The 15,471-nt window shown below is 34.4% G+C and carries 16 protein-coding genes and 1 riboswitch; of the genes, 7 read left to right on the top strand and 9 right to left on the bottom strand.

Annotated elements, in window-relative coordinates; genetic code table 11:
- The first annotated feature begins 56 nt into the window (after nt 1-56).
- Nucleotides 57-782 carry a DUF6629 family protein gene (locus ACFX5E_RS10945; RefSeq protein WP_379855201.1) on the top strand — a complete coding sequence of 242 codons (726 nt, stop codon included), beginning with the start codon at nt 57-59 and terminating at the stop codon, nt 780-782.
- Here the strand turns inward: ACFX5E_RS10945 and ACFX5E_RS10950 are convergent.
- From ACFX5E_RS10950 to ACFX5E_RS10960, 3 genes are all read right to left on the bottom strand, one after another.
- Nucleotides 777-1,379 (bottom strand): GNAT family N-acetyltransferase, encoded by a 603-nt coding sequence (locus ACFX5E_RS10950; RefSeq protein ID WP_379855202.1) that lies wholly within the window; start codon nt 1,377-1,379, stop codon nt 777-779. The two genes, ACFX5E_RS10945 and ACFX5E_RS10950, sit on opposite strands and share 6 nt — an antisense overlap.
- A gap of 221 nt (nt 1,380-1,600) precedes the next feature.
- On the bottom strand, nt 1,601-1,957 hold the full coding sequence (locus ACFX5E_RS10955; protein WP_379855203.1) for a hypothetical protein: 357 nt from the start codon (nt 1,955-1,957) through the stop codon (nt 1,601-1,603).
- A 28-nt stretch (nt 1,958-1,985) separates the two neighbouring features.
- Complete coding sequence (locus tag ACFX5E_RS10960; RefSeq protein ID WP_379855292.1) at nt 1,986-3,164, bottom strand: AIR synthase related protein; 1,179 nt, start codon at nt 3,162-3,164, stop codon at nt 1,986-1,988.
- A 386-nt stretch (nt 3,165-3,550) separates the two neighbouring features.
- On the opposite strand from ACFX5E_RS10960, the gene ACFX5E_RS10965 reads away from it, so the two are divergent.
- Both ACFX5E_RS10965 and ACFX5E_RS10970 read left to right on the top strand, forming a co-directional pair.
- Nucleotides 3,551-3,832 carry a DUF4242 domain-containing protein gene (locus tag ACFX5E_RS10965; protein WP_379855204.1) on the top strand — a complete coding sequence of 94 codons (282 nt, stop codon included), beginning with the start codon at nt 3,551-3,553 and terminating at the stop codon, nt 3,830-3,832.
- A 145-nt stretch (nt 3,833-3,977) separates the two neighbouring features.
- A complete protein-coding gene (locus ACFX5E_RS10970) occupies nt 3,978-4,346 on the top strand; it encodes a VOC family protein (RefSeq protein WP_379855205.1) in 369 nt (122 codons plus the stop codon).
- A 150-nt stretch (nt 4,347-4,496) separates the two neighbouring features.
- Here ACFX5E_RS10970 and ACFX5E_RS10975 read toward each other — a convergent pair whose 3' ends face one another.
- Nucleotides 4,497-6,686: a glutamine synthetase III family protein gene (locus ACFX5E_RS10975; RefSeq protein WP_379855206.1), complete on the bottom strand. Its 2,190-nt coding sequence runs from the start codon at nt 6,684-6,686 to the stop codon at nt 4,497-4,499.
- A 307-nt stretch (nt 6,687-6,993) separates the two neighbouring features.
- Here ACFX5E_RS10975 and ACFX5E_RS10980 point away from each other — a divergent pair, with 307 nt between their 5' ends.
- Entirely contained in the window at nt 6,994-7,959 is a 966-nt protein-coding gene (locus ACFX5E_RS10980; protein WP_379855207.1) for a TerC family protein, read from the top strand.
- A gap of 77 nt (nt 7,960-8,036) precedes the next feature.
- Here ACFX5E_RS10980 and ACFX5E_RS10985 read toward each other — a convergent pair whose 3' ends face one another.
- Nucleotides 8,037-8,543, bottom strand: a complete 507-nt coding sequence (locus ACFX5E_RS10985) for a hypothetical protein (RefSeq protein ID WP_379855208.1) — start codon at nt 8,541-8,543, stop codon at nt 8,037-8,039.
- 85 nt (nt 8,544-8,628) lie between these two features.
- Between ACFX5E_RS10985 and ACFX5E_RS10990 the strand changes: the two genes are divergently transcribed.
- Nucleotides 8,629-9,201: a DUF1543 domain-containing protein gene (locus ACFX5E_RS10990; protein WP_379855209.1), complete on the top strand. Its 573-nt coding sequence runs from the start codon at nt 8,629-8,631 to the stop codon at nt 9,199-9,201.
- A 195-nt stretch (nt 9,202-9,396) separates the two neighbouring features.
- Here the strand turns inward: ACFX5E_RS10990 and ACFX5E_RS10995 are convergent, their stop codons facing one another.
- Both ACFX5E_RS10995 and ACFX5E_RS11000 read right to left on the bottom strand, forming a co-directional pair.
- The gene (locus ACFX5E_RS10995) at nt 9,397-10,134 is read right to left on the bottom strand and encodes a TonB-dependent receptor domain-containing protein (RefSeq protein ID WP_379855210.1); all 738 of its coding nucleotides are present in this window, start codon (nt 10,132-10,134) and stop codon (nt 9,397-9,399) included.
- 119 nt (nt 10,135-10,253) lie between these two features.
- Nucleotides 10,254-10,505: a hypothetical protein gene (locus ACFX5E_RS11000; protein WP_379855211.1), complete on the bottom strand. Its 252-nt coding sequence runs from the start codon at nt 10,503-10,505 to the stop codon at nt 10,254-10,256.
- A 136-nt stretch (nt 10,506-10,641) separates the two neighbouring features.
- On the opposite strand from ACFX5E_RS11000, the gene ACFX5E_RS11005 reads away from it, so the two are divergent.
- The gene (locus tag ACFX5E_RS11005; protein WP_379855212.1) at nt 10,642-10,938 is read left to right on the top strand and encodes a hypothetical protein; all 297 of its coding nucleotides are present in this window, start codon (nt 10,642-10,644) and stop codon (nt 10,936-10,938) included.
- Nucleotides 10,939-11,051: 113 nt separating this feature from the next.
- Here the strand turns inward: ACFX5E_RS11005 and ACFX5E_RS11010 are convergent, their stop codons facing one another.
- Complete coding sequence (locus ACFX5E_RS11010) at nt 11,052-12,110, bottom strand: YncE family protein (RefSeq protein WP_379855213.1); 1,059 nt, start codon at nt 12,108-12,110, stop codon at nt 11,052-11,054.
- Nucleotides 12,111-12,113: 3 nt separating this feature from the next.
- On the bottom strand, nt 12,114-13,943 hold the full coding sequence (locus ACFX5E_RS11015; RefSeq protein WP_379855214.1) for a TonB-dependent receptor: 1,830 nt from the start codon (nt 13,941-13,943) through the stop codon (nt 12,114-12,116).
- Nucleotides 13,944-13,974: 31 nt separating this feature from the next.
- A riboswitch (cobalamin riboswitch) is annotated at nt 13,975-14,244 on the bottom strand.
- Nucleotides 14,245-14,326: 82 nt separating this feature from the next.
- Here ACFX5E_RS11015 and ACFX5E_RS11020 point away from each other — a divergent pair.
- Entirely contained in the window at nt 14,327-15,469 is a 1,143-nt protein-coding gene (locus tag ACFX5E_RS11020) for an ABC transporter substrate-binding protein (RefSeq protein WP_379855215.1), read from the top strand.
- Nucleotides 15,470-15,471 lie beyond the last annotated feature (2 nt).

The following is a 15,471-nucleotide window of genomic DNA, read 5'->3' on the forward strand; positions in this document are numbered from 1 at the left end:
TTCATTTTAACCTACTATTAAATACAATAATTTTTAATTCATTTAAAATAAAACTTATGTGTTTTTCAGCTAGTGTCAGTTTTGGGGCGGGTGTTATTCTTGCCGTCGTAAGCGTTATTTCAATAAAGGAAGTAAGAAAACCATCTCAGATATATTTCGCCTGTATTCCGATCATTTTTTGTGTACAACAATTTGTAGAAGGCTTTTTATGGTTAGCATTGACTAAACCTTTTTTCAGCCCCTTGCAACAAATCACAACGTATATCTTACTATTTCTCAGCCAGGTTGTATGGCCCTTGTGGATTCCTTATGCGGCATTAAAACTAGAAAAAGAACAGGAAAATATAATTTTTCAGCGAGTGTTGCTTGCAATTGGGGTTTTGATTGCTTTTTATTTGGGTTATTGTTTAATGAATTATTCTGTTGAAGCAAAAATTAGTGGCCATACAATTTCCTTTTCACAAAATTACCCAATGAAATATAGTATTCCTGCTGGCCTACTTTACATTATAGCAACTGTTGCTCCACCCCTATTTTTAACCATTAGAAAAGTCTGGTTATTGAGTATTACGACCATAATTTCCTATATGGTCACAACCATTTATTATGAAGATTACATCGTCTCTGTTTGGAGTTTGTTTTCTTTATTTATTGGTGTATCCGTATTGGTCATTATGGATGAAATTAGGTATCCAACCAATAAAAATTCCAAATATTACTATTCGAATGAGCGCAGTAAAAATGCCAGTATTTCCAAACAGGACTTCAAAGCTTTACTATAATTTGGCTTTCAGATTTTCTTTTACATTTTCAAACCATTCGTTTTTGAGGATACTCAAAACAATACTGTCCCGTCGCAGGTCGCTGCCTAAAGTTGGCATGTGACTTCGCAGAACGCCTTCTACTTTGCAACCAATACTTTTCATGGCGGCAATGCTGCGCTGGTTGTTATTATCCGCACGGAATTCTACTCGTTCCATTTCTAAGGTTTCGAAAGCGAATTGCAAAAGCAAAAACTTACAGTGTTTATTTAATCCTGTTCCTCGAAAATCTTTTCCATACCAAGTGTATCCCAACTGCACCGTTTTGAATGGCAAACTGATATCATAAAAACGGGTACTTCCGGCATATTTTCCTGATTTTTTATCAAAAACGATAAAGGGGAATTCGGTTTTATTTTCTCTGGCTTTTAAGGCGATTTTGATGTAGTTTTCTAAATTCTCTTTTCCGTTGGCTCTTACCAAAGAATATTCCCAAGTTTCGGGTTCGTTGATAGAAATTTCCAATAGGTTCTCAACGTCACTTTCTTGCAAAGGACGGAGCAAAACAGATTCATTTTCGAGGATTGTATTTTGAGGGAAATCGAAAATTGCAGTCATTTTTTTTGAAAGCTAATTTATAAAAAATAGATCGAGATTGATACCGAATTTACTGATTTCCACCGATTTTTTAGCCCAGATGGAAATGAAAAGCCCACAGTATAAAAAAACAATTTTTCTTGTTGTAAAAGAGCAACCAACGGAAGCTCCTTTTAGGACTTAGAAAAATATTTTTTATGCTGTGGACTTGTAATGTATAGCTGGATTAGCTCCTAAAAATGTTACTCACTCATTTCGTCATACCGCTCCGGAACCTGCGGATCGTATAGCGGACATTTGAATTCGGCCAGGGTATCTACCAAAAGATCCATGGTTTTCCCTTCGGTACCGTAGCAATCAATTTGGATACTTTTCGGTGTAATTTCTACTTGAAAAGCGCCTTTACCATTCGGGTTTTTCCAACTGTTTTCATCTACTTTTTCCCATTTTGAAAATACCGAATTGATTCTATTGAGAATAACAGCCGTAGGAAGTTCCTCTAAACCGGCCACTTCTTGTTGTTCTACAATAGCTTCATAAACCTCTTGATGGTTCAGATAAAAACCTTCCAAATATCTCCAAAAAACTAGTTCGTACATGATATATAATATTTAAACAGTGCTGAAATTAATATTCGAAAGTGCCGTATTCGCTGGTAATCGTCAGTTTTTTAGTATCGGCCGCTTCTACTCTACCCACGATTTGGGCATCAACATTGAACGATTTTGAAATCGCAATAATGTCTTGAGCGATAGCTTCCGGAACGTATATTTCCATACGGTGCCCGCAATTGAAAACCTGGTACATTTCTTTCCAATCCGTTTTAGATTGTTCTTGTATCAATTGAAAAAGTGGCGGCACAGGAAATAAATTGTCTTTTATGATATGTAAGTTTTGTATAAAATGTAAAATCTTAGTCTGTGCTCCTCCGCTGCAATGCACCATTCCGTGAATTTCATCAGACGAGTATTTATCTAAAATTTTCTTGATAATTGGCGCATAGGTTCTGGTAGGCGAAAGCACTAATTGTCCCGCGTCTATAGGAGAATTTGCTACGGCATCAGTCAATTTTACCTGACCGGAATAAATTAATTCTTCGGGAACCGCAGCATCAAAACTCTCCGGATATTTGGTTGCCAAATATTTCCCGAAAACATCATGACGCGCCGATGTCAATCCATTACTTCCCATTCCGCCATTATAGCTTTTTTCGTAAGTAGCCTGACCAAAAGAAGCCATTCCTACAATTACATCACCCGCTTTAATATTAGCATTATCAATTACATCAGAACGTTTCATACGAGCCGTAACGGTAGAATCTACAATTATGGTACGCACAATATCACCCACATCAGCGGTTTCCCCGCCAGTAGAATGTATGGTCACGCCAAAAGAATCCAGTTCTTTGATCAATTCTTCGGTTCCATTGATGATGGCTGATAACACCTCTCCTGGAATCAGGTTTTTATTTCTCCCAATAGTAGAGGAGAGCATAATATTATCGGTCGCTCCCACACACAATAAATCGTCAATATTCATAATCAAAGCATCTTGAGCGATGCCTTTCCATACTGAAATATCGCCTGTTTCTCTCCAATACATGTAAGCCAAAGAGGATTTAGTCCCTGCTCCATCGGCATGCATAATCAAACAATACTCTTGGTCTTGTGTTAAATAATCAGGAACAATCTTGCAAAATGCTTGAGGAAACAATCCTTTATCAATATTTTTTATGGCGTTATGAACATCTTCTTTGGATGCCGAAACACCACGTTGTGCATATCTTTTTGAAGTATCTGAACTCATGTAGTCTAGTTGTGTAAGCTGCTTTTGAGCAACGGGGTTGTGCGGCAAAGATAATTATTTTTTTTGGGTTTTGCCTATGGCGTTTTCAAGTGTTTCGTTAAATCTGTAATCTGTCTTTAAAGTCTAGTTTTATTTCATTAAATTTGTTATAATGTTTTGACTGTTAATTACTTAAACATTAAAATACATGACAAAATACTGTTTATTTTATTACGTATTATACTAGATTCATATAGGTTTGAATTGAAGTTAATCCATAAATACCTTTAAAAGTGTAACAAATTTTAAACCCAGATTTAAACTTAGAAAAGTGGAAACCAGCAACCACTAAAAAAACGGGGCCTTACCGAAAAGCCATACGAGTAGGAAACAAAAAATACAACATCATGCCTAGATACATTATTGAAAGAGAGATTCCCGGTGCCGGTAAACTAAGCGCCGAACAATTGAAAGCCATTTCGCAAACTTCCTATGGAGTTTTGGGCAAAATGGGACCACAAATCCAGTGGGTTAACAGCCATGTCACCGCTGACAAAATCTATTGTACTTACATCGCACCCAACGAGGAAATGATTCGCGAACATGCTAAATTAGGCGGATTTCCTGCGAATTCCATAAGTAGAATAGCTGCAACCATTGACCCAACAACTGCAGAAGAAACAGTTTAGTTGACAGCAATCTTAAACAACGATTGTAAAAATAGAAACCAACAGACAAAAAAATGAACTTAAAATCGGTGTTTAGAACTTAACAGCAAACAAAGTCTTAAAAAAAGAGTAATTCAATCCTTCATAAACAAAAAAATTAAATAAGATGAAAAATGCAATTAACTGGTTTGAAATTCCAGTCAAAAATTTAAGCAGAGCACAAGCCTTTTACGAAACAGTTTTAGGAGCCAAAATGGAGCCAATGGAAGACATGGGCATGAAATCAGCTTTCTTCCCGGCAGACATGGAACATGGAATCGGAGGTAGTTTAGTGGAAAATGAAGCATATCAACCCGCTGATAAAGGTACTTTAGTGTACCTCAACGGTGGTGAGGATTTGAGTGTCCCTCTTGCAAAGGTTGAAGCAGCAGGCGGAAAAGTTGTTTTGCCTAAAACTTCGATAGGGCCTAATGGTTTTATGGCACACTTCACCGACACTGAAGGAAACAAAGTGGCATTTCACTCCATGAAATAAAAAATAGCTTGAATTAAATTCGGACAGTAATTTGACACCGAAAAGGGTATTTGCTTGTACTTAGACCCGAAATCTTTATAATTAATTGAAAACCATAAAAAAATGCCTATCCAAACGGACAGGCATTTTTAATGAAATAGTGACTCGTTATTATTTTGTAAATAATAATTCTCTGTATTTCGTTAATGTCCAAAGCTCGTTGTCAACTAATAATTCCAGTTTATCACAGTGCTCACGGATTACTTCAAAATAAGGTTTTACAGAATTGCAATAGGCTTCAGCCATTTCTTGAGCATCAGTAAGAACGTTTGCTTTCTTTCTTTCATTAGTCATCTCTTCCACTTTAGAATTGATTCCTGCAATGTGTCCAGAAATTTCTTTGATTAAAACAATTTGCTCTTTTGCAATTGATTCAAATTCAGCTCCGAAAATATCTTTCAATCCTTTAACGTTTTCAATTAAAGTATTTTGGTAACGAATAGCAGTAGGTATAACGTGATTTTTTGAAATATCACCTAAAACTCTACCTTCAATTTGAATTTTCTTAGTGTATTCTTCCAATTCAATTTCGTATCGCGCCTCCACTTCAATGTGGTTCATGATACCCATTTCAGAAAACAAATCCAATGCTTGTTTAGAAGCTCTGGCTTTTAATGCTTCAGGAGTTGTTTTGAAGTTACTCAAACCTCTTTTTCCTGCTTCAATTTCCCAAGCTTCGCTGTACCCGTCTCCTTCGAAAAGGATATTTTTAGAAACTTTGATATATTCTCTCAACACATTGAAGATCGCATCATCTTTCTTCATGTCTTTAGATTCAATTAATGCATCAACTTCAATTTTGAAATCTTTCAATTGTTTTGCAACAATAGTATTCAAAGTTGTCATTGCATTGGAACAGTTAGCAGAAGAGCCCACCGCTCTGAACTCAAATTTATTTCCTGTAAAAGCAAATGGTGAAGTTCTGTTTCTGTCTGTATTATCCAAAAGAACGTCTGGAATTTTACCTACGACATTTAATTTTAAATCTGTTTTTTCTTCTGGTGATAATTTACCGGCAGTTACGCCTTCTAATTCAGCCAAAACTTTAGTCAACTGCTCTCCAATAAATACAGAGATAATTGCAGGTGGCGCTTCATTAGCTCCTAATCTGTGGTCATTACTTGCAGTTGCAATTGCGCCTCTAAGTAAAGCTTCGTAATCATTTACCGCTTTAATAGTGTTAATAAAGAAAGTCAAAAACTGCAAATTGCTCATTGGCGTTTTACTTGGACTTAACAAGTTAACTCCGGTATCTGTTGCTAATGACCAGTTGTTGTGTTTTCCTGAACCATTTACACCTTTGAAAGGTTTTTCATGGAACAATACTTTCAAATCATGACGTTCCGCCACTTTTTGCATTACATCCATCAACAAACAGTTATGATCCACCGCTAAATTTGTTTCTTCAAAAATAGGAGCTAACTCAAATTGATTTGGAGCTACTTCATTGTGACGTGTTTTTACCGGTATTCCCAGCAACATACATTCTTGCTCTAAATCTCTCATGTATGTTAACGCACGAGTTGGAATAGAACCAAAATAATGGTCATCTAATTGTTGCCCTTTTGCAGAGGTATGTCCCAGCAAAGTTCTTCCGGTCATAATAAGATCAGGACGAGAGTCTGCTAATGATTTATCGATTAAGAAATATTCTTGTTCCCATCCTAAAGTTGCGGTAACTTTCTTAACATTTTTGTCAAAATACTTACATACTTCAGTTGCAGCATCATCCATAACGGTTAAGGCTCTCAATAAAGGTGTTTTATAATCTAAAGCTTCGCCTGTGTAAGAAATAAAAACGGTTGGAATACATAAAGTGGTTCCAAAAATAAATGCTGGAGAAGTTGGATCCCAAGCCGTATATCCTCTTGCTTCAAATGTGTTTCTGATTCCTCCGTTAGGGAAACTAGATGCGTCTGGTTCTTGCTGTACTAATTGCGCGCCACCAAACTTTTCTACCGGATCGCTACCGTCATAAGATGTTTCGAAGAAAGCATCATGTTTTTCAGCCGTTGTTCCAGTAAGTGGTTGAAACCAGTGTGTATAATGAGTAACTCCCTTAGACAAAGCCCACTCTTTCATACCCATGGCAATATAATCTGCTAATTTTCTGTCTATTTTAGTTCCATGCTGAACAGCACCTTGCACTCCTTTAAAAGCATCTGAAGTCAAGTATTGCTTCATTGCTTTGTCATTAAACACATTCGAACCGAAAATAGTTGATTTTCTATCGGTTTCTTCAAATTGAACAGGCTTTCTGTTGGATGCTTCTCTCAAAGCTTGAAAACGTAATGTAGACATAATTGTGTAGTTTTTATATTAAACCCCTTGTATTTCGATGCAAATATAAATTAAATATTACTTTCATGGAAATTTACCTCTATTTTTTATGGGTACGTCTTTAATTTTATGAAATTCTTAAGAATGACCCAAATTATTAATAAGCTGCTAATTTAAATGCTGTTTTTTATAGATTCCTATTTTTCGAAATTAAAAACCTATATTAATTGAAACGATACCCTATTTGTGAAAACAGTAAGATTTACTAGAATAAGTAGAGCTGTTAAAAATCAAAAAGTATCTTTGTACTACTTAAAAAACTCTATTTATGATTGTCTGGATTTTATTCTTACTTGCCATTTTGCTATTTCTTGCACTCGATTTAGGCGTTTTCAACAAAACACCACATATTATCAGCTCTAAAGAAGCTGGGAAATGGACTGCCGTTTGGGTAGCATTATCTTTTATGTTTTCAGGAGTTATTTATTGGCTTTACGGTACCGACTATATTGCAAATCCAGATCAACTGAAACCGGCAACGGCTTCTATGAAATTTATTACCGGCTATTTGATTGAATTATCGCTGAGCGTAGATAACATATTTGTTATCGCGGTTATATTCTCTGCTTTTAAAATACCAAAAAAATACCAACATAGAGTTTTGTTTTGGGGGATATTAGGAGCTATCGTTTTTAGAGGTATAATGATTTATTTTGGTGTTTTGTTGATCAATAAATTTGCCTGGACCACGTATATTTTTGGAGCATTTTTAATTTATACCGCAATGAGAATGCTATTTGACAATGAAGACGAAAAATTTGAACCTAAAAAATCATTCGTTTATAAAAGCCTCAAGAAAGTCGTTGCTGTTTCCAATCACATCGATAAAGAACATTTCTTTGTGAAAAGACGACATATTACTGCTGCAACGCCTCTTTTCGTCGCACTTGTTGTTATTGAAGTGATGGATGTTGTATTTGCACTCGATAGTGTTCCTGCAATTTTAGCAATAACCAGTGATCCTTTTTTAGTTTTTAGCTCAAATATTTTTGCAATATTAGGTTTGCGCTCCATGTATTTCTTTTTAGCCAATATGCTGGAAAGATTCAGTTATTTAGAATATAGTCTTATCGCTATTTTAAGCTTTGTAGGTTTAAAAATGTTACTCCATGATTTTATCGAATTGCCGGAATGGGTATCACTTGCTTTTATTGCGGTTTCGCTAATAGCAGGAATCATAGTATCCCTGAAAATGAATAAAGAGGAAATTGGTGTGGAAGAAAATGAGTTCTAAAATTATCAAAATCCAATAATTAAAAAGCATAAAAAAAAGGGAATCGAAAGATTCCCTTTTTTTATTAAAAATATAAACTACAAATCAATTTTCTTAATTTGGCTTTTATCAACATTTAAAGCCGACATCACTGCGTTTATGTTATTTTTGTCTATCGTTTTAGAAAAACTAGCTGGAGTAATTACAATCCTTAAAACCTGATTCAATCGATAATTCGTAGAAACACTTTGTAAATCATTACCCACCATAAAAACACTTATATCGGTAGCGGTATAATCATAATCATAACCAAAGTCCAATGTTCCATTGGCAAAATAATGAGTTTCCGGCAACAATTTCCAAATATCACTTCCTTGTGGTGTTATACCGGACAATCTATAAACTAAAACCACATCCGAAGAATATATAGGCGGATTTAAAGTTATCAATCTACTGTAATTATTAGTTGAATTAAATGAAGTGGTTACTTCAAATACTTCGCTTGTTGCAACGGGAATTGGGTCAATTTCAAAACTACCGGAGGTAGTACAAGACTGCAAAGTAAATAATCCTGCAATGGCTAAAAAGGTAATTATCTTTTTCATGATTTAAATATTTTAATGGTTATTTTTTTTATACATTCATGAACTGTGCCAAAGTTTATTTTAGAAAAAAATGTAGCTTTGAAACATGGAAGAAAAACTAAAATTATACATGATCATGTTAGGCTGTACACCGAAAGGCCGATTTACAGAACAACATGATATTTTTTTTGGAATTGGAAATTCCTTGAAGAATTTGATCCCACATATGAAAGATTTTTGGACTGAAGCCAAAGGACGAATTCATATTGATGCCTGGCGAGAAGTTTCCGCAGTCGAAAATTTTTCAATTGAAATTATTGCAAACGATTCAGCTCTAATTTCTTCTTCTGATAATTTATTTTTCATCAACTTGGGTGGTTATAAAGAAAATGAGTTTGAAGAATACCATTATAAAATCCTGACTGTTGCAGAAAGTATGGGATTGGCTTCCAAAAAAGCCAGAAGATCTACTTTCTACAAACATTGCGGCTTCAAGGGCGCCCCTTCACACATCGACGACAAATACGGGATTGATGTGGACGATATTTATAAGGTATCTGATATATTGTCTGCGCCATTTAAAGAAAAGTATGCACTTAAAATCACCAAATCCAAAACGGATTTAAAAGAAGATGAATTGCATATTGGGTATTTGAAATTAAATAAAATAACCGATTGATTGGTAGACCAAAATAAAAAAGCATCCGCCTAAACGGATGCTTTTCAGTTAAAATTAGTTTTTAAAATTATTTAGAATGCATTTTTTTCTAAAAATATATTTATTATCATTTCCAATCTGGCATTGAAGCGCCAGAAAATAAATTTGTACGCAATCCTATAATTCCAATAACCTCTTATTACCCCAAAATTAATCCTATAAATTGATATTCAACCCTAATTTGAAGTTTCTTCCAAGAACACTATATCCAACGTTTTCAACAAAATCAGCGTTCAATATATTAGTTGCTGCACCAAAAACTGACAATCTGTTTTTTACCAATTCATAACGAACAGATGAGTTTACCAACTGATAGGAATCTAAAACAACTTTCTGCCTGGCGTATGTATTTCCATCAAAGAAAGCATCGTTTCTACTGTCAACATATTGGTAATTTACATTAAAAAACAATCTGCTGTTAATTTGAAAATCTAAAGAGGAGTTTACTTTATGCTTTGGAATCAATCGATCTAAAACACGATCCACTTGCGTAAAAGTATAATTGGAATTCCATTTAACTTTTTCGCTCAAGGCAAAAGAAACTTCGGTCTCTACTCCTTTTGCTTTATTCAAACCGTCAATATTAATATAATTGGAATCAAAAGTCACCGGATTGAAATAAAACCCAATGAAATTAGTTTGCTCGCGGTAAAATCCAACGGCATTCAATTTAATTTTTTTATCCAAAAAATCCGCTTCAAAACCCGCTTCAATAGTGCTGTTTTTCTCTGGTGTCAAATCTGCGTTTCCATATTCAGAATACAATTGGTACAAACTTGGCGTAACAAAAGCAGTACTGTAAGATGCTAAAATCTTCAATGGAATAAATTTAAAATCATAAGAAGGATTCACGTTATAAACCAATTGATTTCCATATTGACTGTGGATATTCAAACGCGCTCACACATTTAGATTCAAACCAAAATCTGAAGTATAAACTCCCGTCACATATGGATTTATCATATTAAATTTAGTGCTTTCTTTGGCAATATTTCCATAAGGAGTTACGCTGTTCATGTCGTGAAAGTGATATCGGGTACCGGAAACAAAAACAAAGATTGTGTAAATTCATATTTGTTATATCCATCAGTGTTCACGCTTCTTGAATCGTATTGAGAAGACCCAACCGAGTTAGAATAGCTGTCAAAATCTTGGTACGAGCGAGTAATTTTATTAAAGCTTGAATTCAATACAAATTCTCCTTTGGCGGATTTGTATTTTGGTGCAAAACCAAAACGAAATTGCTCTGAGGTGGTATGATTCAAATTTGTATCATTAGAACCACACATTCAAGTTATACAAATTGGCGATGTTACGGTAGGGAAAAATGTAGGTTCTGATACGCGTTATGACTCCCCAAGTTTTAGTACTGAGAACAGGAATCCAAATCACAGATATGCCATGCATCCTATTGTATTAAAAATAGTAAATTCAGTAGGTTTTGGCGATTACTTCAATGGATTACAGCCTGATTATTTATTAAAAGAAACGTCGTCCACTGCTTTAGGTATCCTTGGTGAAACTGATGAACCATTATTAAGCTCAGCCATTGGGAAAATTACCGGTACTGGCAGAATGTTGAGACAAGACCTTGGAAAGGATTTTGAATTTTTTAAAGATTCTAAATCAATGCGAAGATTTCAAAATGAAATGTGTATTGAGAAAGCACCAGAAGGACTTTTAAAAGCATTAGAATAAAACCCAAAAAGCATTTTTAGCTCTAATTCTAAGAAAAGCTATTCCTAATTCTTCATAAAAAAGAGGCTATCCGATACAGATAGCCTCTTTTTTTTAAAATTTATTTTGACCTATTAATTATTGAAATAAAAGCCATTAGGTAATACACCAACAGTACTATTATTTTTCAAAACTCCGTTTGTGTCATAAATAGCAATTTTACCATTCGAACTATAATCCGCTGCATCAGCCAAGTAAACTGAATTATTGTTCACAGCAAAACCATAGGCACTAAAACTAGCTGTAAAAAGCGCTTTTAGAGGCAAAACAGTATCCGATGTATTCATCACAAAAACATTTTTAGCTTGAGTGAAATACAATTTATTATTTTCTATATCCATTTGACCAGGATGCGAAGCTAAAACAAAATCAAGTGTTGCAGTTACTGCATTAGTCGAAGGATTGATTTTTTGTAACTTTCCAGCAGTTTCATTACCTGTCCAAGCGGCTTTACCACTACTTAAAACATAGATAACACCTTGATTTTCTTCAATACTTGCTGGCTTATCTCCTACTGAAATCGTAGCTGTAACTTTAGAAGTCAAAACATCAACCACTGAAACAGTTTTTCCTGAACCAAATCCACCTAGATGTGCAACATATAATTTATTATTATAAACAATCAACTTTTCTGGTCCTTCAGCGACTGAAATTTTGCTTTCTACTGTATTTGAAGCTAAATTCACAACAGCGATATAATCATCCGTTGCATCACTTCCATCTCCCCAGTTTGTAACATATCCCTTTCCATTTGCAAAAACAATATATCTTGGATTTTTCAAATCTTTCGCAATAGTCGCAATACCTTTGAAAGAATATCTGTTTACAACTTGAATTGTATTAGAACCATTCATTACTATGTAACCAAACTCTCCATTAGCATTAAAATCTTGTGCTGTGTCGCCTAATAACTTCCCTGGATTAATTGCGGAATAAAGCGAGTTTTGTTGCGTGACAAAATCATTACTGATAAAAGAAATTTCAGCATTGGCTTTGCCAAAACCTCCTTCATTGATTATAAAAAAACCATTATCATAAGCTCCTAATGATCTTTCCTCATTAGTATCATTCGTACAAGACCCTAAAAATAAAGTTGAAGCCAAGACTGCGATTGTAAAAATTTTAAATTTCATGTGTTAATATTTAATTGTTAGAGTTAAATTATAGTTGCTACCTGGCATTGGTCTTACCTCAACCGTTTGGTAGTTTTCATTAAATAAATTCAGTGCTTGAATTCCTATTTTATAATGGTCCAATTTTCCTATTTTGTAATAGACACTAAGATTTGAAACCTGATATTCTTTTAACCTGTAATAATTATCCGCAGAGGTATAAACAGCTCCATTGAATAAATATTGATAATTTAAGGACCAGTTTTTATAGGAGTAATCAACATTCATTGTCATTTTATGATACGGAACATAAATTAGTTGTTTCTGATTACTTTGATCCACAGACGAAGTATAGCCGTAAGCTAAACTGATATTAAAATTATGTCCTCTGAAATTTTTAAAATAGCTTCCTGTTGCCTCTACCCCTTTATTTACAACACTTGCTGTATTAATAGGCGTCCATTGTCCTGTTTCATTAGGTATCCAACGAATCATTCCTTTGGTTTGAATATAAAAACCAGTCAATGAAAATTTCAAAGCATTGATTTTTAATTCCTGTCCCAATTCAATTTGATGGGAAAGTTCAGGAATGAGTTCATGGTTACCGCTCCCTTCCCAGTATAAATCATTGAAAGATGGGAGTCTGAAATTTTTAGATGTGTTCAACTTAATTCTGTATAATTCAAGTGGCTGGTAAACAAACCCAAAAGAATATAAAAAGGGATTCTTATAACTGGTGGCAATTTCCTGTCTTACACTTGCTTCATATAGGATTACAGAGCTTAACGTATGTTTAACTAACAGGCTTGCAGCACCAATATTTCTTTTAGCATTAGTAATTGAAGTCCCAAAACCATTGATTTGCGTAAAATCAACAACTGAATTGACGGTGAAGTTCTTAGTTGGAGAATAATCTAAATCATATTTTATTATTTTAGTTTTGGCCCCACCTTCACTAAAAATATCTTTATCTTTATTCTCATAATACTTATAATTTTCAGTTACATACGCTAATTTCAACTTAGAAGTGAAATCTTTATGTAATCCAACCCACTCCAGCAAATTTCTAGTGTTCAAATCATAATATTTACTCACGGAAATGGAAGCTAAAGTTCCTGAAAAATGCCGTAAACCGTCATAGACCTGACTGTAAAAATTGATTTTATGATTCAAATTGATTTTATAACCAAAACTTCCATCTAAACTGGTATTGTAATAATCTCCATTCTGATTTTTTTGATTTAAATTGAGATAACCATAATCGTTATCGGAGCTATTTCTGGAAAAACTTAACTGAGTTGCAACTTTCTCATCAGAGGCAATAAGCTGATAATAATATCCTTGCGTATTAAAACTTCCAAAATCCATCCGTAAAAGATTTTGAAATTGTTTTTTGAAATGCAGCTCATTGTTCAAATGAATGCTACCACCTATAGCTGCGCTACCATAAATTCCGCTACCTCCACCAGTTCTTACAGAGACATTAGTATAACCCAAAGGGGTTATGGTATTAAAATCCGTTTGGCCCAGAAGTTGCGAATTTATGTTAATCCCGTTCCAAATCACTGCTGTTTGTGCAGCAGTTGTACCTCTGAAGGAAACAGAAGAAGTCATTCCGTTTCCATATTCTTTCAGATACAGCAAGCTATTGTATCGCAATAAATTGGTCAATGAACTGTAATTCCTCTGAATCACAGAATCATTTAGTACCTTAACTTGAAGTGTTTTTGAATATTTTTTTAAAGCGCCGTCAGTTACAATTACTTCGTTTAAAGAAATTGCAGGTTTATTTTGAGCCAAAACACATTGGCACAAACTTAAAAAACAAAATAAAAGTATTTTTTTTGTAGTCATAATTTCTGAACTCTTTTTCCCGAGAGTTCGGTATTTGTTGCGTAAAAAGGCAGGTCTCCTGGCTTGCGTCTTGTTGTTAACCTTCCCATTCGCCGCAGCAAACAGTGGTTTTGTAGATAACAACAAGCTTATTAGCTTACAGTTGCGGGTACAGCCCAGGATTTTAGATTCTTGATTTAGGATTCTTGATTTAGGATTTAACTCCTGAAATCTGAATCCTGAAATCTGTAATCTCTCACCTGATTCCCTTTTAATGCTGGTTTGAAAAAACAAAACAGCAACCTCATTACGAGTGCAAATATAACTTTATCATTTGAATAAAAAATAAAATTTGATTTTTAAAAAGTATTAAATATACCTTTGCACCTCTTGAAAATCATGTTATGAAAATAATTTTTTTAAAATTCACCTTCTTTCTATTTGTCATTTTCTTCAGTGGATGCAAGCAAAATAAAGAAACTTCTGCTGCGACAATTGCTTCGTCAAAAAACGAAATTCATTATGCCAAAGGCTTGGAAATCTACCAATACAAAGGCTATTCAATCGTTAAAATTACCAGTCCTTGGCCTCAAGCCAAAGAAAATTTCACCTATGTTTTAAAAGAAAAAAACGGAATTATTCCGGACAGTTTAAAGCAGTTTACCACCATTCCAATTCCAATAAAATCGATTGTCGTCACTTCAACCACGCACATTCCCGCTCTTGAAATGTTAGGTGTCGAAAATACTTTAGTTGGTTTCCCAAACACCGATTATATTTCTTCAGAGAAAACCCGAAAACTTATTGATTCCGGAAAAGTTAGAGAAGTGGGAACAAACGAAACCTTAAATACCGAAGTTTTAATTGACATGGCTCCCGATGTGATTGTCAGTTTTGGTTTAAATAACAGCAACCCAACTTTGGATAATTTACAAAAAAGCGGTTTGAAGGTAATGCTCAACGGCGATTGGACAGAGCAATCCCCGCTAGGAAAAGCAGAATGGATTAAGTTTTTTGGTGCTTTGTATGGATTGGATTCTAAAGCAAATACCCTATTTACTGAAATTGAAAAAGAATATACGAACACTTTGGCTTTAGCCAAAAAAGCAACATTAAAACCTACCGTTCTTAGTGGTGCAATGTTTCAGGATCAATGGTATGTGCCACAAGGTGAAAGTTGGGCTTCACTATTTCTAAAAGATGCACAATCTAATTATTTATGGGCTGACAGCAAAGGAACCGGCAGTTTGCCTTTGCCGTTTGAAACCATTTTAGAAAAAGCTCAAAATGCCGAATATTGGATAGCTCCCGGAGATTTTTCTTCGTTAAAACAAATGAGTGACAGCAATCCGCATTACAATGAATTTGGTTCGTTTAAAAATAAAAAAGTATATTCGTACGGCATAAATAAAGGCGCAAAAGGTGGGATTTTATATTTCGAATGGTCACCTACCCGCCCCGACTGGGTACTGAAAGATTTGATTAAAATTTTTCATCCTGAATTGCTTCCGAATCACAAACTTTTTTTCTTTCAGAAATTAGAATAATA

This window comes from Flavobacterium xylosi (assembly GCF_042787345.1).
GTDB lineage: Bacteria > Bacteroidota > Bacteroidia > Flavobacteriales > Flavobacteriaceae > Flavobacterium > Flavobacterium xylosi.